The sequence below is a fragment of the Mycobacterium sp. NPDC050041 genome, assembly GCF_049541695.1.
In the GTDB taxonomy this organism is placed as follows: domain Bacteria; phylum Actinomycetota; class Actinomycetes; order Mycobacteriales; family Mycobacteriaceae; genus Mycobacterium.
Map to the genome: position 1 here is coordinate 223819 of NZ_JBMVDG010000006.1, position 22349 is coordinate 246167.

At 70.7% G+C, this 22349-nt stretch carries 23 protein-coding genes and 1 pseudogene; 11 read left to right on the forward strand and 13 right to left on the reverse strand.

Features of this window, described 5'->3' with window-relative positions:
• Positions 1-2 precede the first annotated feature (2 nt).
• The 3 genes from ACPCHZ_RS19935 to ACPCHZ_RS19945 all read right to left on the reverse strand — a co-directional run bounded on the left by ACPCHZ_RS19935 (position 3) and on the right by ACPCHZ_RS19945 (position 1655).
• Positions 3-566 carry a hypothetical protein gene (locus ACPCHZ_RS19935; RefSeq protein WP_423486310.1) on the reverse strand — a complete coding sequence of 188 codons (564 nt, stop codon included), beginning with the start codon at positions 564-566 and terminating at the stop codon, positions 3-5.
• 68 nt (positions 567-634) lie between these two features.
• On the reverse strand, positions 635-823 hold the full coding sequence (locus ACPCHZ_RS19940; protein ID WP_264014510.1) for a hypothetical protein: 189 nt from the start codon (positions 821-823) through the stop codon (positions 635-637).
• 28 nt (positions 824-851) lie between these two features.
• Positions 852-1655: a nuclear transport factor 2 family protein gene (locus ACPCHZ_RS19945; RefSeq protein ID WP_423486311.1), complete on the reverse strand. Its 804-nt coding sequence runs from the start codon at positions 1653-1655 to the stop codon at positions 852-854.
• A gap of 90 nt (positions 1656-1745) precedes the next feature.
• Here ACPCHZ_RS19945 and ACPCHZ_RS19950 point away from each other — a divergent pair, with 90 nt between their 5' ends.
• The 3 genes from ACPCHZ_RS19950 to ACPCHZ_RS19960 all read left to right on the forward strand — a co-directional run bounded on the left by ACPCHZ_RS19950 (position 1746) and on the right by ACPCHZ_RS19960 (position 4374).
• Entirely contained in the window at positions 1746-2132 is a 387-nt protein-coding gene (locus ACPCHZ_RS19950; protein ID WP_423486312.1) for a hypothetical protein, read from the forward strand.
• Positions 2133-2220: 88 nt separating this feature from the next.
• On the forward strand, positions 2221-2646 hold the full coding sequence (locus ACPCHZ_RS19955) for a hypothetical protein (RefSeq protein ID WP_364983492.1): 426 nt from the start codon (positions 2221-2223) through the stop codon (positions 2644-2646).
• Between the two features lie 42 nt (positions 2647-2688).
• Positions 2689-4374, forward strand: coding sequence for an acyl-CoA synthetase (locus ACPCHZ_RS19960; protein WP_423486313.1), 1686 nt, complete (start codon positions 2689-2691; stop codon positions 4372-4374).
• Positions 4375-4386: 12 nt separating this feature from the next.
• Here the strand turns inward: ACPCHZ_RS19960 and ACPCHZ_RS19965 are convergent, their stop codons facing one another.
• Positions 4387-5364: an esterase family protein gene (locus ACPCHZ_RS19965; protein ID WP_423486314.1), complete on the reverse strand. Its 978-nt coding sequence runs from the start codon at positions 5362-5364 to the stop codon at positions 4387-4389.
• A 314-nt stretch (positions 5365-5678) separates the two neighbouring features.
• Between ACPCHZ_RS19965 and ACPCHZ_RS19970 the strand changes: the two genes are divergently transcribed.
• From ACPCHZ_RS19970 to ACPCHZ_RS19985, 4 genes are read left to right on the forward strand one after another with little or no spacing between them, the layout of a single operon-like run.
• Positions 5679-7544 (forward strand): ATP-binding protein, encoded by a 1866-nt coding sequence (locus ACPCHZ_RS19970; protein WP_423486315.1) that lies wholly within the window; start codon positions 5679-5681, stop codon positions 7542-7544.
• Between the two features lie 57 nt (positions 7545-7601).
• Positions 7602-8402, forward strand: a complete 801-nt coding sequence (locus ACPCHZ_RS19975) for an alpha/beta fold hydrolase (protein ID WP_423486316.1) — start codon at positions 7602-7604, stop codon at positions 8400-8402.
• Positions 8399-9577, forward strand: a complete 1179-nt coding sequence (locus ACPCHZ_RS19980) for a PP2C family protein-serine/threonine phosphatase (protein WP_423486317.1) — start codon at positions 8399-8401, stop codon at positions 9575-9577. Before ACPCHZ_RS19975 ends, ACPCHZ_RS19980 begins: the two co-directional genes overlap by 4 nt.
• Positions 9574-11115, forward strand: coding sequence for an AMP-binding protein (locus ACPCHZ_RS19985; RefSeq protein ID WP_423486318.1), 1542 nt, complete (start codon positions 9574-9576; stop codon positions 11113-11115). Before ACPCHZ_RS19980 ends, ACPCHZ_RS19985 begins: the two co-directional genes overlap by 4 nt.
• On the opposite strand, the gene ACPCHZ_RS19990 is transcribed toward ACPCHZ_RS19985, so the two are convergent.
• From ACPCHZ_RS19990 to ACPCHZ_RS20010, 5 genes are all read right to left on the reverse strand, one after another.
• Complete coding sequence (locus ACPCHZ_RS19990; protein ID WP_423486413.1) at positions 11085-11885, reverse strand: glutaminyl-peptide cyclotransferase; 801 nt, start codon at positions 11883-11885, stop codon at positions 11085-11087. The two genes, ACPCHZ_RS19985 and ACPCHZ_RS19990, sit on opposite strands and share 31 nt — an antisense overlap.
• Positions 11886-11917: 32 nt before the next feature.
• Positions 11918-12370: a nuclear transport factor 2 family protein gene (locus ACPCHZ_RS19995; protein ID WP_423486319.1), complete on the reverse strand. Its 453-nt coding sequence runs from the start codon at positions 12368-12370 to the stop codon at positions 11918-11920.
• Between the two features lie 6 nt (positions 12371-12376).
• Entirely contained in the window at positions 12377-12604 is a 228-nt protein-coding gene (locus ACPCHZ_RS20000; protein WP_264014519.1) for a hypothetical protein, read from the reverse strand.
• 79 nt (positions 12605-12683) lie between these two features.
• Positions 12684-14009, reverse strand: coding sequence for an APC family permease (locus tag ACPCHZ_RS20005; protein WP_423486320.1), 1326 nt, complete (start codon positions 14007-14009; stop codon positions 12684-12686).
• Positions 14010-14051: 42 nt separating this feature from the next.
• Entirely contained in the window at positions 14052-14609 is a 558-nt protein-coding gene (locus ACPCHZ_RS20010; RefSeq protein ID WP_423486321.1) for a class I SAM-dependent methyltransferase, read from the reverse strand.
• A gap of 103 nt (positions 14610-14712) precedes the next feature.
• Between ACPCHZ_RS20010 and ACPCHZ_RS20015 the strand changes: the two genes are divergently transcribed.
• The gene (locus tag ACPCHZ_RS20015; protein ID WP_423486414.1) at positions 14713-15558 is read left to right on the forward strand and encodes an alpha/beta fold hydrolase; all 846 of its coding nucleotides are present in this window, start codon (positions 14713-14715) and stop codon (positions 15556-15558) included.
• A gap of 3 nt (positions 15559-15561) precedes the next feature.
• Here ACPCHZ_RS20015 and ACPCHZ_RS20020 read toward each other — a convergent pair whose 3' ends face one another.
• Positions 15562-15792, reverse strand: a complete 231-nt coding sequence (locus tag ACPCHZ_RS20020; protein ID WP_423486322.1) for a hypothetical protein — start codon at positions 15790-15792, stop codon at positions 15562-15564.
• A gap of 280 nt (positions 15793-16072) precedes the next feature.
• On the opposite strand from ACPCHZ_RS20020, the gene ACPCHZ_RS20025 reads away from it, so the two are divergent.
• Positions 16073-16471, forward strand: coding sequence for a nuclear transport factor 2 family protein (locus ACPCHZ_RS20025; protein WP_423486323.1), 399 nt, complete (start codon positions 16073-16075; stop codon positions 16469-16471).
• Between the two features lie 71 nt (positions 16472-16542).
• Here ACPCHZ_RS20025 and ACPCHZ_RS20030 read toward each other — a convergent pair.
• Both ACPCHZ_RS20030 and ACPCHZ_RS20035 read right to left on the reverse strand, forming a co-directional pair.
• Positions 16543-16905: pseudogene (locus ACPCHZ_RS20030) on the reverse strand (DUF4267 domain-containing protein); the annotation flags it as partial.
• Positions 16906-16952: 47 nt separating this feature from the next.
• Positions 16953-19322: a Tex family protein gene (locus tag ACPCHZ_RS20035; protein WP_423486324.1), complete on the reverse strand. Its 2370-nt coding sequence runs from the start codon at positions 19320-19322 to the stop codon at positions 16953-16955.
• Between the two features lie 79 nt (positions 19323-19401).
• Between ACPCHZ_RS20035 and ACPCHZ_RS20040 the strand changes: the two genes are divergently transcribed.
• Positions 19402-20025, forward strand: a complete 624-nt coding sequence (locus ACPCHZ_RS20040; protein ID WP_423486325.1) for a hypothetical protein — start codon at positions 19402-19404, stop codon at positions 20023-20025.
• Here ACPCHZ_RS20040 and ACPCHZ_RS20045 read toward each other — a convergent pair.
• Positions 20022-21317, reverse strand: a complete 1296-nt coding sequence (locus tag ACPCHZ_RS20045; protein WP_423486326.1) for an acyltransferase family protein — start codon at positions 21315-21317, stop codon at positions 20022-20024. The two genes, ACPCHZ_RS20040 and ACPCHZ_RS20045, sit on opposite strands and share 4 nt — an antisense overlap.
• Positions 21318-21571: 254 nt before the next feature.
• Between ACPCHZ_RS20045 and ACPCHZ_RS20050 the strand changes: the two genes are divergently transcribed.
• Entirely contained in the window at positions 21572-22258 is a 687-nt protein-coding gene (locus tag ACPCHZ_RS20050) for a M12 family metallopeptidase (protein WP_364983440.1), read from the forward strand.
• The last annotated feature ends 91 nt before the right edge of the window (positions 22259-22349 follow it).

The window sequence follows — 22349 nt, forward strand, 5'->3', positions numbered from 1 at the left end:
GGTCAGATGCCCGTCCAGCTCTCGTCGATCATCTCGGCGACGTTGATCACCTGGGCCTGCTGAGACGCCGGACTGTCGATCTCCCCTGCGACGTGGGCCGCGATGAACCGTTTGACCTCGTCGTCGATCCCGCCGATGATGCGGACCACCTCTGCGCGCAGCGTCTTCGAGGTGACGTGGATGGTGATGTCCGACGGCCGTGGCTTCTTGACGTCGAGGATGAGCAGCAGCGGTTCGGCGGCCAGCGCCGAGGCGCGCAACGCGATCTCGCCGTAGACGACGAACCGCGGCTTGTCGATGCGCAGGTCGACCACCATGTCGATCTCCAGCGGGATCTTGATGGCGAACGTGATCATCTCGCCGACGTGCCGCGTCACCTTCGGTTCCTGGACCTGCACCTTGGCGGTGACCTTGGCGATCTTGCCAGGCCCCTGCGCGATCGGACCGATCTCGAAGGCGTCACCGGCAATCTGGCCGATCGCGCCGCCGACGCGCTCGTCGGTGACCGCGAACTCGTAGAACTTCCGGCCGAATTCCTCGTAGGTCATGTACTCGTGGGCAGCCATGATGTTGCTACGGTCTCACGTCCGCTGCCCCGAGTGAACGCGGCGTGGCCGAACCGCAATCTGCGGACTCAGCTGTCGCCCTGTTGGCTGCGCGCTTCGGCGCCGCTCACCTCGTCGTCGAGCGCATCGTCGTTGAAGGTCCGGCCCACGTAGGAGCCGTCGCCCTCGTCGCCCTCTTTGCCGGCGCGGGAACCCGCGACCTTGTTGTCGTCGTCGACGTCGGTCTCGCTCTTGTCTTCGTCCTTGGGGCTGGTCACCTAGACGGTCTACCCAGTGCGCCGTCGGCTAACCGCCGGCCTCATCGTCGGCGAAGTACTGCAGCCCGGTCACCGTGTACCGGGGGGCGGCCAGGCTCGCGATCAGCACGCCGTGCCTGCCGTCGCGCTCGACCGATGCGACCGCGTGGCGGCCTGCGACGACGAGCTTGTCGGATGCGCCGGCTGCCAGCAGGTTCGACAGTGCGGCCCGCGGGATCGGCCCTCGCGCACCGTCGCGGGTCGGCGCCGGACCCGGCAACCGGCGGCGCACGGCGATCTCGTCGCCGGCGTGCGCGTCGGCGAGGAACCGGGCGAAGCTGCGCTTCCCCCGCCCGCCCACGCCGCGGAAACCGGTGAGGAAGCCGACGGTCCCGCGCGCGCCCTGATTGCGCAGCAGGGCACTCGACAGCCGCGCCCCGGCCGGTACGGCGCCCGGGCCCGCCCGCAGGAACTGCCCGACCATCGCCGGCAGCTCCCAGTACGCCTGCAGGCGGATGATCCGCAGGTCCACCGGATCGAGGTCGTACCGCAGGTAGGCGGGGATCATCATGGTCACCGACGGGCTCATCACGACCTCGAGGGTGGCGTCGCGGACGACGGTGGTGCCCGCGACGATGTCGCGGCGCGGGTGCGCGGTGATCTGCCGTGGCGCGATGAAGGTCTCGTAGAAGCGGTCCAATTGGTCGCGGCCGCGATGCGGGCGGGAGCCCACGGGATCTTCGACCAGGGCGGTCGCGGCGAACAGGTCGAGCCAGCCCGCGCGGTCGTGGGCGGCCGCCTTGTGCAGGGACTGCCGCGCGGCGGCGAGCGTGTCGGCACGCGAGAAGGGCATATGGCGGTTTACCACCCGGCCGGTCCGGAGCGGCGGGCGGACTGGATGGGTACCGTGGATGTCCAGGCTGCTGCCAGGAGGAGGACGGCGATGAGTAACGGGCCATTCGGATTCGACCCCGACGATCTCGACCGCGTCGCGCGGGAGGCGCTCGAGGGCGTCAGCAGGTTCTTCGCCACCTCGGGCGAACGCGCCGGATGGGGTGCCCTGGTCGACGAGCTCGGGCGGTTCTCCCGGCCGCGCACCGAACCGGAGACCACCGGTGAGGCAGGCGATGGGGTCTGGGCCATCTTCACCGTCGACGACGGCGGCGGCGCCCGCATCGAGCAGGTGTACCCGACCGAACTCGACGCGTTGCGGGCCAACAAGAACAACACCGACCCGGCACGGCGGGTGCGGTTCCTGCCCTACGGCATCGCGGTCAGCGTCTTGGACGCCAATGCCGAAGAGCGCCCCGAAGAGCAAGCCCCGGAGTAACGGGGAAATGTGTCGGCGGCGCCGCGGCAGCCGTTAGGCTTTGCGGCGCGGGGGCGATGGACGAGCGCTGGTCAGAGTGAGGGTGGACATGTTTCGCAGACTTCTCGTGAGCGCGGCGGCGGCCGGCGCGGTGATCGCTCTGGCGCCGGGTGCCGCGGCCGACCCCGGTACGGACTATCCCGACGACCCGGGTCGCTACTCCACCGACGTGCCCGGCATGAGTTACGACGCCCGCCTCAGCGCGCCGTGCTTCAACTGGGAGCGCAACGTATTCGGGCGTGGTCGCGGCGGTGAGCCGCTGCAGTGCAAGTACATCCCGAATCAGACTCAGCCTCCGGGCAGCGGCGGGTACTGGACCAGTTCGTATGCGCTGTACGGCGTTCAGCAGGTCGGCGCGCCGTGCCCCAGCCCGCAGTCCGCGGCGCAGTCGCCCGACGGCAAGCCGATGCTGTGCCTCGGCGCGCGGGGCTGGCAGCCCGGAGTGAAGACGGGCGCGGGCTTCTTCCCGATGTGATCGCCCGACCATACAGATGATGCCGCGATGTATGGTCCTCCCATGACCAGCGGCGCCGTCGCCTTCGACCTGTCCACCGTCTTCGCCACCGTCGCGCGGGCGATCCCGGATCAGACCTTCCTGGTCTGGCGCGATCGGCGGCTGAGTTACGGCGAGGTCGAGTCCCGGGCGACCGGGGTGGCGAATCATCTCGCCGGCCGCGGCCTCGGCTGCCACGTCGAACGGCCCGACCTCCGCGGGCACGAGTCCGGTCAGGACCATCTCGGCATCTACCTGCGCAACGGCAACGAGTACATCGAGACGATGGTCGGGGCCTACCGCGCGCGGGTCGCGCCGTTCAACGTCAACTACCGCTACGTCGGCGAGGAATTGGTCTACCTGCTGACCGATGCCCGCGCCACGGCGCTGGTCTACGCCGCCGAGTTCGCGCCACAGGTCGCGGCGATCCGCGACCAGCTGCCGCACCTCGAGGTGCTCATCCAGGTGGCCGACGGTTCCGGCAACGACCTGTTGCCCGGTGCCGTCGACTACGAGTCGGTCACGGCGAGACCCGCTCCCGCGGGCGGACTGCCCACACCCTCGGGTGACGACCTCTACGTGCTGTACACCGGCGGCACCACCGGCATGCCGAAGGGCGTGCTGTGGCGCCAGCACGACATCTTCATGTCGTCGATGGGCGGCCGCCCCTTCGGCAGCGACACCTTCCTCGCCTCCTACGCCGAACTCGCCGACCGCGCCACCGCGTCGGCCGGGGTGATGTCGATGCTGATGATCCCGCCGTTCATGCACGGCGCCGCGCAGTGGGCCACCTTCACCGGCGTGACGATGGGCGGAAAGATCGTCATCCCCGACCACGTCGACCGACTGCGGCCCGAGGACGCGTTGCGGGTGGCCGAGCGTGAACGTGTGCTGAGCATCCCGATGGTCGGCGACGCCGTCGCCCGCCCCCTCGTGGAGGAGATCGAGCGGGGCGACTACGACCTGTCGGGTCTGGTCACCATGACCAACGGTGGTGCGCCCCTGTCTCCCACGGTGCGCGATCGCATCCTGGCCGCCGTGCCGCACGTCATGGTGATGGACGCAGTGGGGTCATCGGAGTCCGGCGCCCAGATGAGCGCCTACACCGCATCGGGCGCCGCGGCTGCACCGCAGGCGAAGGCCGCCGTGTTCGACCCGCAGGCCGACACCGCCGTGGTGTCCGCCGACCTGACCCGGGTGCTCGGCCCGGGTGAGGGCCAGGGCTGGCTCGCCCGGCGGGACCTCATCCCACTGGGCTACCTGGGCGACGAGGCCAAGACCGCCAAGACGTTCCCGACGATCGACGGCGTGCGTTGGTCGGTGCCCGGTGACCGGGCCAATGTCCTCGACGACGGCCGGATCGAGCTGCTCGGCCGTGACTCGGTCACCATCAACTCCGGCGGCGAGAAGATCTTCGTCGAGGAGGTCGAGCGGGCCATCGCCGCGCACCCCGCCGTGTACGACGTCGTGGTGGTGGGGCGGCCCTCGGAACGCTGGGGCAGTGAGGTCGTCGCCGTCGTCCAGTTCGCCGACGGCAACTCGGCCACCGACGACGAACTGGCCGATGTGTGCGCGAAAGCCATTGCCCGGTACAAGATCCCGAAGGCGTTCATCAGGACGGAAAAGGTGGTGCGGTCCCCTGCAGGCAAGGCCGACTACCGGTGGGCCAAGGCGCTGGCGACCGACTCGGTGGCGGGTGGCACCTCCTGAGGCAGGCGCGTCTCACGTCGCCGGCGGGGCGCCCAGCACCCGCTGCAGGTCGGGCTTCATCGCCTGCAGTTGCTGGCCCCAGTAGGCCCAGCTGTGCGTGCCGTCGGGGAAGTCGAACATCCCGTTGCGGCCGCCCGCCGCGACGTAGCGGTCGCGGAAGGCGAGGTTCGACTTGATCGCGAATCCTTCGAGGAACCCCAGCCCGGCGACCGGCGCCGTCGAACCGGCGGCGTCGACGCCCGTCGGTGTGCCGTTGCCGCAGTAGATCCAGACGCGGGTGTTGTTGGCGACGAGCCGGTCGGCGCTGACCGTGGGATCGTTGCGGGCCCACGCCGGGTCGCCCGGCGGTCCCCACATCGCGTCGGGGTTGAATCCGCCGTTCCACATCATCGCGATGCGGACTTGGCCGGCCCATTCGGGCGCGGACAGGTTGAGGAAACCCGACAGCGAACCGGCGTAGACGAACACCTCCGGGTGGTAGGCGGCGAGTACGAGCGCCGCCGACCCGCCCATGGACAGCCCGACCGCCGCGTTGCCGCTCGGCGCGACATCGCGGTTGGCCGCCAGCCACGCCGGTAACTCCCGGGTCAGGAACGTCTCCCACTTGTAGGTGTGGGTGCCGCTGTTGCCGACAGCGGGCTGATACCAGTCGCTGTAGAAGCTGGACTTCCCGCCGACCGGCAGCACCATCGACAGCCCCGAGCCGTGATACCAGTCGAACACCGCCGTGTTGATGTCCCATCCGTTGCGGTCGTCTCCGGCCTCCATGCTGTCGAGGAGGTAGACCGCGTGCGAACCCGGACCGCCGCTGAGGAATTCGACGCGGACCGACCGGCCCATCGCCGCGGACGGCACGTCGAGTTGCTCGACGGGCAGGTCCGGGCTGGAGTACGCCTCGGCGGTGACCGTTCCCGCGGTGCCCGCGATCAGCACGGGAAGCACCGCGGCGGCGATCAGCCGTCGTAACCATCGCATGTCAATGAACGTCATCGCTGACCCCCACCTTCGTCCGGTCCTGGCTGGGGCGGACGATACGCGCGAGGCCGGATCAGCGGCCGGTTTTCGACATTCCGCGCGCGGCCGGTGACAGCGCCCGGACGACGCTGTGGCGCGCCAGGTCCACCTTGAATGCATTCTCACCCAACGGATGTGAACCGTCGGTGGCGAGTTCCACTGCAGCGGAACAGTTTTCGATCGTCCCGGGTCGTACCTGCCCTCCGGATGCTCCCGTCGGCGATGTCCGGTCCGGCGGCGAACGACACCGGAGGTGAGCCGCCCCTCCCGGCGCGAACTACCATCAGCCGGTGGCCGCACAGACAGGGCGATGGCAATCGCTGCACACCCGCCTGCTGCGGCTGGTGGTGCGCCCGACGGCGCCGCCGCTGTGGGTCGGGGTGCTGGTGGCGGTGGGTCTCATCGTCGCCGAGGCGCTGCTGGTGCTGCAGCTCAAGCGGGTGGCCCCGGAGAACGCGTTCGGCGCGGTCTTCCTGCTCGGCGTGCTCGTGGTGTCGGCCGCCTGGGGACTCGGCCTCGCGGTGGCCACCTCGGTGGTGAGCGCCGCGGTCTACATGTACTTCCACCTGGAGGGCACCGACAGTGTGGCTCCCGCGCTGTTCGTCTTCCTGCCGTTGGCGCTGCTGGCGAATCTGCTCGCCGGGCAGGCGAGACTGCGGGCCGCCGAGGCCGAGCAGCGCCGCGTCGAGGCCGACCTCTCCGCCGAACTGGCCCGTTCGACGCTGCGGGCGGGCGACCTGCGCGACGCGCTCGACGGCGCGGGCCGGCGGGTGGCCGAGGTGCTGGGCCTGCCCGCGGCGCACCTCGACCTCGACACCCTGGCCGGCGGCGACGACCAGATCGCGATCGCGCTGGAGGACGACGGCGAGCCGGTCGGCACGCTGCTCGTCCCGGCCGGCCTGCCCAAGGCGGCGCAGCAGCGGGTGCTAAGGATGATCCCCGCGCTGGAGGGACTGCTGGCCGCCACCCGCGACCGCTGGGCGATCAACGAGGCGCTGGCGGCCAGCCATGCCGAAGTGAGCGCGCTGGCCGCTCAGCAGGCGGCGCTGCGCCGGGTGGCGACGCTGGTGGCGCGTGGCGCCGATCCGGCCGAGGTCTATCCGGCAGCGGTGGCCGAACTCGCGGCGGGCCTGCAGGTCCAGCACGTCACGCTGGTGCGGTACGAGGCCGACGACCACTGCCTGGTGCTGGCCACCCAGGACAGCAGGCACACCGCGAAACTCACTGCCGGTGAACGCTTCTCACTGCACGGTGACAGCTTGAGCAGCCAGATCCGCCGGACCGCCGAACCCGCCCGCATCGACGACTACGCCCAGACGAACGGCCCGATCGCCGAGCGGATGCGTGCCCTGGGGGTTCGTTCCGGCGTCGGCGCTCCCGTCATCGTCGACGGGCAGGTCCGCGGCGCGCTCCTCGTCGGCTCGAGCCGGCCGCAGCCGATGCCGGCCGAATGCGAGGCGCGGGTCGGCGATTTCGCCGACCTGGTGGCCACCGCGATCCACAACGCCGAGAACAGGGCGGAGCTCAGGGCGTCCCGGGCGCGCATCATCACCGCCGCCGATCAGGCCCGCCGTGGGATCGAACGCGACCTCCACGACGGCGCCCAGCAGCGGATCGTGGCCCTCGGAATGGACCTGCGCGCAGTGGAGGCCGCGGTGCCGCCCGACCGGCCCGACATTCGTGACCAGCTCAGCCGGGCGGTCACCGGGCTCACCGATCTGCACCGGGACCTCCAGGAGCTCTCCCGGGGCATCCACCCGGCGATCCTGTCGCGGGGCGGTCTCGGCCCGGCGGTGAAGTCCCTGGCGAGGCGCTCGCCGGTGCCGGTCGCGCTGGACCTCGACCTCGATCCGGCGGCGGACCGTGCGCTCCCCGAGCAGGTGAAGGTCGCCGCGTACTACGTCGTCGCGGAGTCGCTGACCAACGCCGCCAAACACGCGCACGCCGAGGAGGTCAGCGTCCGGCTGCGCGCCGGGGAGGACGGGCTGAGCCTTTCGGTCACCGACGACGGGGTCGGCGGCGCCAGCACCGGCGGCGGATCGGGGCTGATCGGGCTCAGCGACCGGGTGGCGGCCGTGTCCGGACGGTTGCAGATCAGCAGCCCACCGGGTGCGGGCACGACCCTGGTCGCGACGATCCCGCTGGACGCCGGCTGAGTGGCAACGGCCGGGTTCCGCGATGAACGCAGCACCGCGAATGCAAAAATGACGTCGATGGATGTGCGCGCGAGGAACAACGTGCGGGTCGTCGGGAATGCCGACGGACCACCGGTGGTGCTCGCGCACGGGTTCGGCTGCGACCAGAACATGTGGTGGCGGGTCACCGACCTGCTGTCGTCGGAGTTCCAGGTGGTGCTGTTCGACCACGTCGGCTGCGGCGCCTCGGACGCCTCGGCGTGGGATCGGCAACGCTACGGTTCGCTGCAGGCCTACGCCGAGGACATTCTCGAGGTCCTCGACGCACTCGATCTGCGCGACGCGGTGTTCGTCGGCCATTCGGTCGCCGCGATGATGGGCGTACTGGCGGTGGGCGCCGATCCGGGCCGGGTCGCCAAGCTGGTGCTGCTCACCCCCTCACCGCGCTACATCGACGACGACGGCTACCGGGGTGGCTTCGCCCGCAGCGACATCGATGAACTGCTCGAGTCGCTGGAGGACAACTACCTCGGCTGGTCGTACGCGATCGCGCCGACGATCGTCGGGCGGCCGGACCGCCCCGACCTCTCCGACGAGCTGGCCGACAGCTTCTGCCGCACCGACCCGTCGGTCGCGCAGGTGTTCGCCCGCACCACATTCCTGTCCGACAACCGCTCCGACCTGTCGCGGGTGAGCGTTCCGACGCTGGTGATCGAGTGCGCACAGGACGCCCTCGCACCGCGTGAGGTCGGCGCGTACGTGACGGCCCACATCGCGGGCAGCGAGTTGGTGACCCTCGACACCACCGGCCATTGCCCACAGCTGAGCGCGCCGGACATCACCGCCGAGGCGATTGCCGCTTTCGCCCGGGCGACGTGACGTCCCCCGAATCCGCTGCGGGGCAGCCGGACTGGAACATCGAGGACCTGTACGACAACGCCCCGTGCGGAATCCTGCTCGCCCGGGCGGACCGGCGGATCATCGCGGTCAACGCCACCCTGGCCAACTGGCTCGGCCACTCGCCCGACGGCCTGGTCGGTGTCCCGTTCACCGACCTGTTCACCGCGGGCGGACGGATCCACTTCGAGACGCACTTCGCTCCCCTGCTGCATGCGGCGGGACATCTCGCCGGAGTCACCCTCGACCTGGTGGCCGCCGACGGCACCCGGCTGCCCATGCTCGTCACCGCCAACGCCGAGATCGGCGCCGACGGCGGTCTCGGCCTGTTGCGCATCGCCGTTCAGGACGCCCACGACCGGCGGAGCTACGAACGCGAGCTGCTGGCAGAACGCAGGCGTGCCGAGCAGGAGCGTGTGCGGGCACAGCAGCTGGCGCGGACGCTGCAGCGCTCGTTGCTGCCGCCTGCGTTGATGCCACCGCCGGGATTGGCCGCCGCCGCGTACTACCATCCGGCGTCCGAGGAGGTGAGCGGAGACTTCTACGACCTGTTTCCGCTCAGTCGGGATCGGTGGGCATTCTTCCTCGGCGATGTCTGCGGCAAGGGCGCCGAGGCGGCGAGCGTCACCTCCCTGACCCGCTACACCCTGCGGGCGGCGGCGGTGATCGACGGCGATCCGGTGGCGGTGCTGCAGAATCTCGACGCCGTCCTGAAACAGGAACGCGAAGGCGGCACGACCCCGTTCTGCACGGTGCTCTTCGGCGTGCTGGAGCGCCGTGGTGACGGCTTCGACGTCCACCTCGCCGGCGGTGGTCATCCGCCTGCGGTGCTGATCTCCGCCGACGGTGCGGTGCACGAGGCGGTGTCGGTCGGCGGGATGCCCGCAGGCATCACGGTGAGCGCCCGCTTCGTCTCGACGCGAATGCATCTGAGCCCCGGGGACACCCTCGTGCTGTACACAGACGGACTGTCCGAGGCCCGCATCGGCGCGGGCGTCGAACGCTACAACGATGACGGAGCCCTGCTGCGCTTCGCCGCCGCGCACGCCCCCACCACCCCCGCCGACTTCATCGCCGCGGTCCAGGAGTTGTTGGAGCAGTTCGGTTCCGGGGTGGAGGACGACGCAGCGGTGCTGGCGCTGGGCGTTCCGAGATGACCGCGCGACTGTTGCATCACCTCATCGCGGACACGGCGGAGGTGTCGCCCGAGCGGCCAGCGGTGCTCGCCGAGGACGCGTCGGCCACCTTCGCCGAGTTGGACCGGCAGGTCGCCGCGGTGGCCGGCTGGGTCACCGACCGGACCGCGCCGGGTGACCGCGTCGCGGTGATCGCCGACAACGGCCTGGCCTACGCCCAGCTGTACTACGGCGTCCCGCGCGGCGGTCGGGTGCTCGCCCTGGTCAACCAGCGGCTGTCGGCGCACGAGCAGATCGGCCAACTCGCCACGGCCGCACCGGTGGTGCTCGTCGCGGACCGTGGTCATCTCGCGGCGCTCGGCGACGTCGCCCGGCGGGTGCCGTCGATCCGCCACGTCGTCGAACTGGACTCCGCGCAGTGGCGGCAGATCACCGCCGGGGGCGCCGCGGGACCGAGCCCGGCGCGGCCCGACGACCCCGCGTGGCTGCTGTTCACCAGCGGGTCGACCGGGACCCCCAAGGGCGTCCTGCACACCCACCGCTCGGTGCTGGCCGCCGTGCGCGGCACCATCGCGGGGCGAGCGGTGACTCGGGGGGTGTACCTCCTGCCGTTCCCGATGTGCCACATCGCCGGTTACAACATGCTGGTCCATCACGGCGCCGGGTCCAGTGTGGTGCTGCTGGCGAAGTTCTCGCCGACGGCGTTCGCCGACGCCGTGCAGACCCACGGGGTGACGTCCTGCTCGCTGGCGCCGACGATGCTGCACGGCCTGCTCGACCACCTGGACCGCACCGGGACGACGCTGCCGACGCTGCGGTCGGTCGCCTACGGGTCAGCCGCGATCCCCGCCGACCTGCTGCGCCGGGCCATCGCCGTGCTACGGGTGGACTTCCACCAGGGTTACGGGATGACCGAGACGGCGGGCAACGTCACGTTCCTCGGACCCGACGAACACCGCGCCGGTGCGGCCGCGCCGTCGACGCTGGCCACCGCGGGCCGTCCACACCGAGACGTCGAGGTCGCGATCGTCGACGACGACGGCCGCCCCGTGCCTGCCGGCGGAACCGGTGAGATCGTGGTGCGCGGCGAGCAGGTCACCCCCGGCTACTGGCCGGACGCCACACCGGCCACCGCGGACGGGTGGCTGCGCACCGGCGACATCGGCCGCATCGACGACGCCGGCCGGCTGACGGTGGTCGACCGCCGCAAGGACGTCATCGTGACCGGCGGCGAGAACGTGTCCTCGCGCGAGGTGGAGGACGTGTTGTCGACCCATCCCGACGTCGCCGCCGTCGCGGTGGTGGGCGTTCCGGACGCCTACTGGGGTGAGGCGATCTGCGCGGTGGTGGTGCCGCGCGCCGGCAGCCTGCCGGTTGCCGACGAGCTGATCGCCCACGTCCGGGCGCGGCTGGCGCCGTTCAAGCGGCCGCGGCACGTCGTGCTGGTCGACGAGCTGCCGCTCACCTCGAACGGCAAGGTCGCCAAAACTGTTCTGCGACAGAAACTCACAGCCGGCAGTGCGGCCGGTCAGCCGACGGGGTCGAACCGCACCCGGTAGCCGGTGGGCCAGTTCTTCCCGGTCAGCAGGAACTCGCCGCCGCCGAGGTGGGCGATGCCGTTGAGCACCTGCGCGGCTGGCTCGCCGTCGCGCAGGACGGAGCCGTCGGCGCTCGCGGCGACGGTCGCCGACGCCAGGTCGATGCGGACGATCTCGTCGGTGGGCCAGACGTTCGCCCAGACCTGACCGTCGACACATTCGAGCTCGTTGAGCCCGGTGGCGGGCCCGCCGCCGGGCCGGGTGATCTGCACCGAGTCGGTCTCGGTGAAATCGCGCGGATCGATGAAGCGCAACCGGTCGCTGCCGTCGCTGAGCACCAGCCGGTCGCCGTCGCGGCACAGGCCCCATCCCTCGCCCGCGAGCGGCACTTCCCGGCGCGGCGTCAGCGAGGCGCGATCCCACTCGATCGCCACCCCGTCGCGGTAGGTGACCTGCCAGATGCGGTCACCGACCACCGTGATGCCCTCCCCGAAGTACCCGCCGGGCAGCGGTGCGGCGCGGCGTACGGCCCCGGTGCCGGGATCGAGTTCGCGCAGTTCGGACTGTCCCGACAGGCCGGTGCTCTCGTAGAGCGCAGACCCGCCTGCGGACGGGGCGATCTCGAGGCCTTCGGTGTAGGCCGAGGTGTCGTGCTGGACCTCGCTCGACACCGTGATGCCGAGGTCGGCCGGTTCCGGGACGGCGTGTGCGTCGGCGCAACCGGCGGCCGACGTGACCACGGCCGCGCAGAGCGAGGCGAGGAGGTGGCGTGGTGTGGGCATCACCGCCATGATGCCCGATCCGGAGGGCATTCGACACCCGGTCAGGAGACCGATGACGGCGGCGCCATCGTCGAGTGGGGTGCCCGCCAGTCGGTGGACACGAACCGGCTCCGGATGAGCCAGTCACCGTCGCACGGTGCCAGCGTGTCGCGGTAGCGTCCGCAGTGATCGAGGCCGATCTCGGTGATGACGGTGAAATAGGATGACACGAGCGCGCTTTCGGGTGTCAGCTCGACGAAGCGGGTGTTGGAGAGGTTGTGCCGGACAATACGTCGGACATCGGGCAGCGGTTCGGGGTGCGCCGCGGTGACCCCGCCGAGGAAGGCGGCGATCTCGCCGCGACCGGACATCGTGGCGACGCCCCGCACCTCGAGGGTGCCGTCCGGACAGAAGGTGCGGGTCAGCTCGTCGATCCGGCCGGCGTCACCGGCCCAGTGGTAGCGAGCAAGGGTGTCGCGAATTCGCTCGCGCGCCAAGAGCTCCCAGGCATCCACCACAGATCAGACAGCCATCACCACTTCATAGGACACGGCGTAGCGGCAGACGCCCTGCTGCGGCCGGAACAGGCATCCGCCGTTCTGCGACCACGCCACGATGCGGCGCAGCTTCTTGTGGGAGGGCAGGCGTTTGGTGATCGTGTCGGCGAGTGCGGCACGAAGTTGTTCGTAGTGGCGGGATTCCAGGTCGCGTGAGACCAGAACGTCCCAGGCGGTTTCCTCTACGGGCATCGTCTCAGTGTGGGGTTCCGGAGGTGAGGTCCGGGCATTTGACCGCCGTGTCGGCTGTTGTTATCGAAATGTGTCCTGGTCATTCCGCCGCTCGACGCGCACTCCATACCGCCAGCAGGTGCAGGACGGCGCCGACGGCGAGCAGGATTCCGGCATACAGCCACACCTGCGCGCTCTGCTGCGTCAGGAGCAGCAGGCACGACGCCACACCGAGCACGGGCGCCGCGGTCCATACCCGGAAGTGGTTGTGTTCCACGGTGTCCCGGCGCAATACCAGAACCGAGACGTTCGTGGAGATGAAGACGAAGAGCAGCAGCAGCACCACGGTCTCGGCCAGCGTCTGCAGCTCGCCGATCAGCGTGAGCAGCATGGCCACCAGCGTTGTCGCCACGATCGCGGCCCACGGCGTGCGCCGGTTCGGCAGCACCTTGGCCAGCGCACCGGGCAACAGACCTTCCTGCGCCATGCCGTAGGTCAGCCTGCTGGCCATGATCATCGTGAGCAGTGCGCCGTTCGCGACCGCTACGAGCGCGATGGCGCTGAACAGCCAGTCCGGAACACCCACGCCGGTGGCGGACACGACCGCGAGCAGTGGGCCCGACGACTGCGCCAACTCGCTGTCCGGCAATGCGATGGCACTCGCGACACCGACGAGGGCGTAGACGACGCCCGCCGCCACCAGTGCGCCGAACAATGCCCGCGGATACACCCGGCTCGGGTCGCGGATCTCCTCGACGACGTTGGCCGACGTCTCGAAGCCGACGAACGAGTAGTAGGCGATGATGGCGCCGCCGAGGATGGCCAGCGCCGGATTGGCGCCCTCGGGGAACTGACCGACGCGTGACACGTCGCCACCGCCGCGGCCGAGCATGACGGCCACCGTCACGACGACGATCACCAGACCGCTCACCTCGATGCACGTCATCACGACGTTGCTCTTCAGTGATTCGCTGATCCCCCGCGCATTGAGGCAGGCGATCAGCACGAGGAAGACCAAAGCGGCGGGCACCGCGGGCACCGGTACGAACGTCGTCAGATAGTCGCCGGAGAAGGCCAGCGCCAGGCCCGCGGCACTCGTCACGCCCGCCGCGAGCATGCTGAACCCCACCAGGAACGACACCAGGGGCTGTTTGAACGCCCGCTCCGCGAACACCGCCGCGCCGCCCGCCTTCGGGTACTTCGTCACCAGTTCGGCGTAGGAACCGGCGGTCAGCAGGGCGAGCAGCAGCGCCAGCACCAGCGGCGCCCACAGCACCCCGCCGACTTCGCCGGACAGCTTGCCCATCAGGGCGTAGATCCCGGCGCCGAGCACGTCGCCGAGGATGAACATGAACAGCAACGGCCCGGTGATCCGGCGTTTGAGCGCGGGCGGCTGGTCGGTCTCCTGCGGCGCTTCGGCTGTCATCGGTGCTCCCCTTCGCGGCGTACGGCCGTGGGGGTATTGCCCTCAAAGCGGCGAAGTATGCCTGCCCAGCAGCCATGCGTGCCCGTCGGCTTCGCCGGCGGCGACGATCTCGAGTTCGCCGAACGCGACGGTCAGCTCGCCGGGAGCCGCGCGGAACGGTCCCGGCGACGCACCGACCTCGCTGAGCGCGGTCACGGCCAGCAGGCCACCGGACGCGAGCCGGGCGAGGATCGGTCGGTCGAGACGGCGGTCGCGGAAGCGGTGGCAGACGATGACGTCGGCGGGCGGGCCGGGCGGCAGCCCGTCGTCGAGATCGGCGACGTCGAAGCGGGTGCGGTGCTCGACGCCGCATCGCAGTGCCAGGTCGCGGGCCTGGGTGATCGCCACCGCCGAGACGTCGAGGCCCACGACGTCCATTCCGCGGCGGGCCAGCCACACCGCGATCCGGCCCTGCCCGCAGGCCAGGTCGAGGGCCCGTCCGGTGTGGGGAAAGGCCGATTCGTGTGCCGTGAACTCGTCGGGTGGGGACACCTCGTCGGCGGGTACCGGTGCCCGGGAGGCGTAGCGCTCGTCCCAGCGGAGCCGGTCGCGTGCGGTCACCCGGGCCAACCTACCGAGCAGGGGCTGTCGCAACTTATTACCGGCCGGTAAGGTTGGGTGGCGCCGCGACCGACCGAGGAGGTCCCAGGTGGAGCTCGAGTTCATGGAACTGCACGGCGAGCGGGTTGCCTACCGCGACGCCGGCGAGGGCGAGACCCTGCTGCTGATCCACGGGATGGCGGGCAGCTCGCAGACCTGGCGCGAGGTGATGCCCCGGCTGTCGCGTCATTACCGGGTCATCGCGCCCGACATGCTCGGCCATGGAGAGAGCGGCAAGCCCCGCACCGACTACTCCCTCGGCGCGTTCGCGGTCTGGCTGCGCGATTTCCTCGACGAACTGGGCGTGGAGAGCGTCACCATCGTCGGGCACTCGCTGGGTGGCGGGATCGCCATGCAGTTCCTCTATCAGCATCCCGAGTACTGCAACCGGTTGGTGCTGATCAGCAGTGGCGGCCTGGGGCAGGACGTCGGCTGGATCCTGCGGCTGTTGTCCGCCCCCGGCGCCGAGCTCGTGATGCCCGTCATCGCGCCGTCCCCGGTGCTGGCCGCGGGGAATAAGGTGCGGTCCTGGCTGAGCTCGGCCGGGCTGCGGTCACCGCGCGGCGCCGAGATCTGGAACGCCTACTCGTCCTTCGCCGACCGCCAGACCAGGGACGCCTTCCTCAAGACGCTGCGCTCGGTGGTCGACTACCGCGGACAGGCAGTGAGCGCCCTGAGCCGGCTGCAGTTGCGCACCGAACTGCCGTCGCTGGCCATCTGGGGTGAGCGCGACGAGATCATTCCCGTGCAGCACGCGCACGACGCACAGGCCGTGCGGCCGGGCAACCGCCTCGAGGTCTTGCCCGACGTCGGGCACTTCGCGCACGTCGAGGCACCGAATCAGGTCATCGACCTGATCGAGGACTTCATCGCCACGACCACCCCGGCCCTGCGGACCGCCGGTCGCTGAGTCCTACCAGCGGTTGACCTGGCCGGGATTGACGGGCCAGTGTCCGGGCGGGCCATGGAACGGCCACGGCCCGTCCTTGAGATGACCCGGCGGCGGCAGACACCCGGGGCCCGGCGGGTCGACCCAGGGCACGGGGCAGCCGGGGGGGTCCGCTCCTGCGGCGACCGGATTCACCACTGCTCCGGCGGTGAGCAGCCCGGCCAGCATGGCGCCGGCGGCGATTTTCTTGATCATGAGACATCCTCCTCGGGCACACGCCCACTGAGTAGGAACCCGATGTCGACGATTACCCATTCCCGTGCGTTGCCACGCCGAAACGGCAACGCAGATAAGTGCTCTTACAACTGCCGATTCCCCATCCGGCCCGTACGCCGGGCTGATACTCGGGGTGGCGGCGAGTGGTCTGACTGATCCGAGAGCCCGACGTTGCGACTCCCTAGACCGGCCACGGCCAATTGCGGCTCAGACCGGCCGCGCCAGGTGCGGCCGGCGTTCGCAGGAAGGGAGTCGGGAGATGTCGGAAGAGACCGAACGCAACATCGAGGTGATCAAGAGGGGCTACGAGGCCTTCGCGGCCGGTGACGTCGACACGGTGATGAGCCTGTTCGACGACGATCTCGAATGGGTCCAGCCGGGCAACAGCGCGGTCAGCGGCACCTATCACGGGAAGGCCGAACTCGGGCAACTGCTCGGCCGGATGGCGGAGAAGCAGACCACGGTGAAGGTGAATCGCCTGCTCGGTGACGGGGACACGGTGGTCGCGCTCACCGATGTCACCTCCGACGGTCAGCTGAGCCACGATGCGGACGTGTTCACGCTGCGCGACGGGAAGACCGTGCGGGCCGAGGTCTACGCCGACACGGCGATGATGGAGCGCGTCTACGGCACCAAGGAGGTGTCGGCGACCGGGTAGCCGCCCGCGGGGCCGCGCTGACCGCGGGCGGCCGTGCCGGTGGTGACAGCCGGCCGGTTGCCCGCGGGGCCTCGACGCGCGGCCCCCCACAGCCCCACCCCGATGCCGACGACTGCACCGCCGAGCCCGATGATCTGCTGCCCCCGCTTGAGGTCGTTGTGCACACTCATGCCGCCGAGCAGGTCGGCGGCGTCGGCGCCGCCTGAGGCGAGGAACCAGCCCCGGGTGTCGCGGCCCCGCAGGCCTGCGGCGAGGAGGAGCCCGCCGATCAGGGCGTCGCGATACCCCATGGAGCGCAACAGAAGTCGCGCCGAGGGGCCCGGATCGTCGGGTTCTCCCCAGAGCCGGTTGGCGCGCAGCGGGTCGGCGAGGAACGACACGCCGGATGCCAGCCGGATGCTGCCGGCGATGACAGCGGCTCGGTCCATGGTCATGACGGGCAGCCTAGAACCATCGACCGGCCGCGGTGCTCAGAATGCGGTCACCTGCCGAAGCCCGCGTCGCGCAGCGCCTGCGCCATCGAGCCTGCGGGCAGGGCCGGTTCCCGGCGGCCGGAATCCTTGCCGCGACCCGGGTTCCGGCGCTCCTGACCGCTCCGGCTGGCGGCATCACGGCGCGGCGCCGGGGTGTTCGCGCGGGGGCCGCGCCCACCCCGGCCCTGCTCAGGCGCGTCCTTCAGCCGCATCGTCAGCGCGATGCGCTGGCGGTCGAGATCGACGTCGGTCACCTTCACCCGCACCACCTGCCCCGACCGGACCACCTCGTGCGGGTCGGACACGAAGCGGTCGGCCAGCGCGGACACGTGCACCAGGCCGTCCTGGTGCACGCCCACGTCGACGAAGGCGCCGAACGCCGCGACGTTGGTCACCACACCTTCGAGCACCATGCCGGGCTTCAGGTCGGCCACCTTCTCCACACCCGCGGCGAAGGTGGCAGTGGTGAAGGCGGGCCGGGGGTCGCGGCCCGGCTTCTCCAGCTCGGCGAGGATGTCGGTGACCGTGGGCACGCCGAACCGGTCGTCGGCGAAATCGGCGGGCGAGAGCGAGCGCAGGGTGCGTGCGTCGCCGATCAGCTCGGCGAGCGTGACCTTGGAGCGGTCCAGGATTCTGCGCACCACCGGATAGGACTCGGGGTGCACACCCGAGGCGTCGAGCGGGTCGTCACCGCCGGTGATCCGCAGGAAGCCTGCACACTGCTCGAACGCCTTGGGCCCCAGCCGCGGCACGTCGAGCAGGGCCTTGCGGTGCGGGAACGGACCGGTCTTCTCGCGGTGGGTGACGATGGCCTCGGCGAGTGACTCGGTGACCCCGGAGACTCGCGCGAGCAGCGGCACCGACGCCGTGTTCAGGTCGACGCCCACCGCGTTCACCGCGTCCTCGACCACGGCGTCGAGGCTGCGGGCGAGCGTGCCGGGCGTGATGTCGTGCTGGTACTGCCCCACCCCGATGGACTTGGGTTCGATCTTGACCAGCTCGGCCAGCGGATCCTGCAGCCGCCGCGCGATCGACACCGCGCCGCGCAGCGTCACGTCGAGGGCGGGCAGTTCGCGGGCGGCGTACGCCGACGCCGAGTACACCGACGCACCGGCCTCGCTGACCATCGCCTTGACCGGCGCATCGGCGCCGGAAGCGCGGATATCGGCGATGAGTTCGGTTGCCAGGGCATCGGTTTCGCGGGATGCGGTGCCGTTGCCGATCGCGATCAGGGTCACCTTGTGGCGGGCGACCAGCGCGGCCAGGGTGGCCTTGGCGGTGTCCCACTGCTTCTGCGGCTGATGCGGATGGATCGCACAGGTGTCGAGCACCTTGCCGGTGCCGTCCACCACCGCGACTTTCACACCGGTACGGAAACCGGGGTCGAGGCCGAGCGTGGTGCGCGCTCCGGCAGGCGCGGTGAGCAGCAGGTCCTTGAGGTTGCGCGCGAAGACCGCGGCCGCGTCCTCCTCGGCGCGCTGCCGCAGTCTGATGCGGGCGTCCACCGAGGCGGAGTACATCAGCCGGGTGCGCCAGGCCGCCTTCACGGTGGTGGCCAGCCACGGTGTCGCGGGGGCCGCCGCGGACATGTCGACTCCGAGCGTGCGGGCGATCATCGCCTGGTAGGCGTCGTCCTCGCCGCCGTCGAAGGTCAGCGACAGCGCTTCCTCCTTCTCTCCCCGCAGCACGGCGAGCACCCGGTGCGAGGGCATCTTCTCCAGCGGTTCGGCGAAGTCGAAGTAATCGCGGAACTTCTGTGCCGCCGGTGTTTTCGCCGCGTCGTCCGACCAGGGCCGGGTGCGCAGCGAACCGTCGGCCCAGAACTTGGCGCGAATCGCGCCGACCAGTTCGGCGTCCTCGGCGGCGCGTTCGACGAGGATGTGCCGGGCGCCGTCGAGGGCGGCCGCCGCGTCGGGCACCCCGTCGCCCAGGTGGTCGGCGGCCAGTGTCTCCGGCAGCTGCCCGGGGTTGGCCAGCAGCCGGTCGGCCAGCGGTTCGAGTCCTGCCTCGCGGGCGATCTGCGCCTTGGTGCGTCGCTTGGGTTTGTAGGGCAGGTAGATGTCCTCCACCCGCGCCTTGGTGTCGGCCGCCAGCAGTGCCGCCCGCAGGTCGTCGGTGAGCTTGCCCTGCTCCTCGATGGAGGCCAGCACGGCGGCGCGCCGCTGGTCGAGCTCGCGCAGGTACCCGAGCCGCTCCTCGAGGGTCCGCAGCTGGGTGTCGTCGAGGCTGCCGGTGACCTCCTTGCGGTACCGGGCGATGAACGGGACGGTCGCGCCCTCGTCGAGCAGGCGGACGGCGGCCGCCACCTGGGCTTCCCGCACGGCGAGTTCCTCAGCGAGACGGGCATTTACCGATTCGACGGCGGGGCTCGAAGTCACGCCGAGACCCTACCGAACCCCGCCGACATGTCGCGGCGGGCGGCCGGGGCGTGTCGCCGTCGGCGGTTATCGTCGGGCGATGCCCCTGCAGAACCGGGTTACCCCGGACGGAGACATCATCGCCACCGGGGCGAGGGGCACGCTGATGGGCAACCGGGGCGTCCTGCACGACGCGAACCGCCGCATCGTCCGCAGGTCGCGCAACAGAATGTGGTTGATCTGCCTGCTCGAGTTCCGCGACCGCAAACGGCGGGTGATGACGCAGGGCAGCTACACCGAGCTCTTCTTCCTCGACGAGGCCGTCGCGCTGGCCGCGGGCCACCGGCCGTGCGGAGAGTGCCGCCGCGACCGGTACCGGGCCTTTCTCGACGCCGCGGGTGCGGGTGCCGGTCGGGCGGTCACCGGTGCGAAGGACCTCGACGCCCTGCTCGCCGCCTCGCGGCGGTCGCCACGCAGCACCGCTTCGGTCGCCCAACTGCCCGACGGGGTGTTCGTCGACCTGAGCGGCCGAGATGGCGACCGTGATCTCCGGCTGATCTGGACCGGCGCGGCCCACCGGTGGACACCGGCGGGCTACGTCGATCCGGTGCCGGTCGCAGCGCTCGCCGGCGAGGTGGCGGTGGTGACGCCACGGTTGTCGGTCGCGGCGCTGCGGCGGGGCTACCGGGTAGAGGTCCATCACTCGGTGCAGCCGGCCGGCTAGACCACCGGCCGGCCCGCGGTGAAGCGGGCGGCCACCGCCGCCACCAGGAAGCCGCCGAGGGTGAGCCAGCCGGCGGCGCCGGTGAGCCCATTCTTGGCCAGCAGCACCAGCACGATGCCCGCGAGGCACACCAGTACGCCTGCCGCCGTCGACCGGGCGCCGGCCGGGCGCACCGCGGCGTCCCACCACGGCAGGGGCCGGTGTTCCAGCGGCGACAGCAATCGGAAGGCCACGGCCATCACCACCGTGAAGACGACTGCGCGCAGGCCCAGCAGTGCCCAGAAGTGCGGTGCGTGCACGTCGTAGGCGTCCAGACCGAGGGCGTGCAGGCAGAACGCGGCCACCGCGATGGCCGGGATGTGCCAGAGGTAGAGCGTCATCGCACCGCCGTTGCCCACCGCGACGGCATGCCACACCCGGGGGCGGGCGGCCCACCGCCGGACGGGGCCGGCCGCGGCGACGAACGCACAGGACATCCAGGTGCACTGCAGCGCGAGCAGCAGCGTCGGCGGCGACACGTTGGACATGTGCTCGACGCCGGTCACCACCAGCGACACCTCGTACACACCGGCTACGGCGAGCGCGATCTGGAGGGCGAGGGCGGCCACGGCGGTGGCCAGCGCGGCGCGCACACAGACCAGGCCCCGCGCGTAGGCCACGCCCAGCACGATCGGGATCAGCCACACGAGCAGGAAGTTGGCGACGCCTGCCACGGGGGTGCCGACCGCCACCCGGAACCCGTCCACGGCCGCCGCGGCGACGAGCAGCGATGCGACCAGCGCCGCGGCCGAGCGGCCCGACCTCAGCCGGGTCAGCACCGGGACGAAGGCGAGCGCGACGAGGTAGACCCCGAGAAACCACAGCAGCGCGACGGACTCGCGTCCGAGCCGGTCTGCCGATTCGCTGCCGAGGGTGACGCGGACGACCAGCAGTCCGAGCGACCACATGGCGAGATACCAGAACACCGGCCGACACAGCCGTTGAGCCCTGGCGAACAGCCAGCCGCCCCACGCTGCGCCGGAACGCCAGCCGTAGGCGCCCGCGGCGCCGCCCGCGAAGAAGAACAGCGGCATGACCTGCACCACCCAGGTGACCGGCTGGATGTCGGGCAGCGTGCCCAGCAGATTGCCGATGCGCACACCGCCGCTGTCGATGGTGGCGAGCAGCAGGGCGCAGTGCCCGAACATCACGACGACGAGTGCGGCGAGGCGGGCGACGTCGACTGCGCGGTCGCGGCCGGGTTTGGTGACGTCGCCGGCGAGCGCGTCGGCCGTGGGCTGGATGAGCGACATGTCCATCAGCATGCCCGGTTGCCCGCGGTCCGGGGATGAGTAGAGCTACGCAACTCGCCCACCCGAGTTGCGCGAGCGTGCACGTCTGCTCGCGACACGCCGTGGCGTACCGGCATTTTGCGCACGCTCGCGAGCCACCACCGGACAGATGTCGAGTAGTGCACTACTCACGACCTACCCCACGCGACGGGCAGACACTCGACGCAGCACATCCCCGGGGGTCGGGGTGTGAAACACGAGAGAAAGGTGTCGCCATGGCCGAGGAGAATGCACGCCACTTCTGCATGGTGCCCATACCGGGGCAGTTCCAGGGCAAGACGAAGGCCGCCATCCTGAACGAGTTCAGATGGGAGCCCGGCACGCAGATCACGGTGGCCTTCTTGGAGGGCGATCCGGATCTGCGGCGGCGCGTCGCCGAGGTGGCCAAGACGTGGACAGGCCCGCAGATGGCCAACCTGGACCTGAAGTTCGTCGACGGCGACGACGCCGACGTCCGGGTGGCGTTCAAGCAGGGCGACGGGTCGTGGTCCTACCTGGGCACAATGTCCAAGGACATTCCCCCGTCGCAGCCGACGATGAACTTCGGTTGGCTCACCCCCGACTCGGACGACTCCGAATTACGGGTGGTGCTGCACGAATTCGGCCATGCGCTCGGCCTGATCCACGAGCACCAGAATCCGATCGGGTCGATCAACTGGGACCGCGCCGCGGTGATCGCCGACCTGTCCGGCCCGCCCAACGAGTGGGACGAAGCGACCATCGAGCACAACATCTTCAAGAAGTACGACCCGGCGGAGGTGGACGCCACCGACGTGGACAACCGCTCGATCATGATGTACCCGATTCCGGCGGCGTGGACCACCGACGGGTTCTCCGCGGGCCTCAACCGCACCCTGTCCGAGACGGACAAGGCGTTCATCCACGACGCGTACCCGTGGTGAGCGACCGCGACAGGTGACGAGGGCACCCGGGTTCCGTGCGCGGAACCCGGGTCTTGCCTTGGCAGAGACGGGCCTCGACGGAACGGGAGAC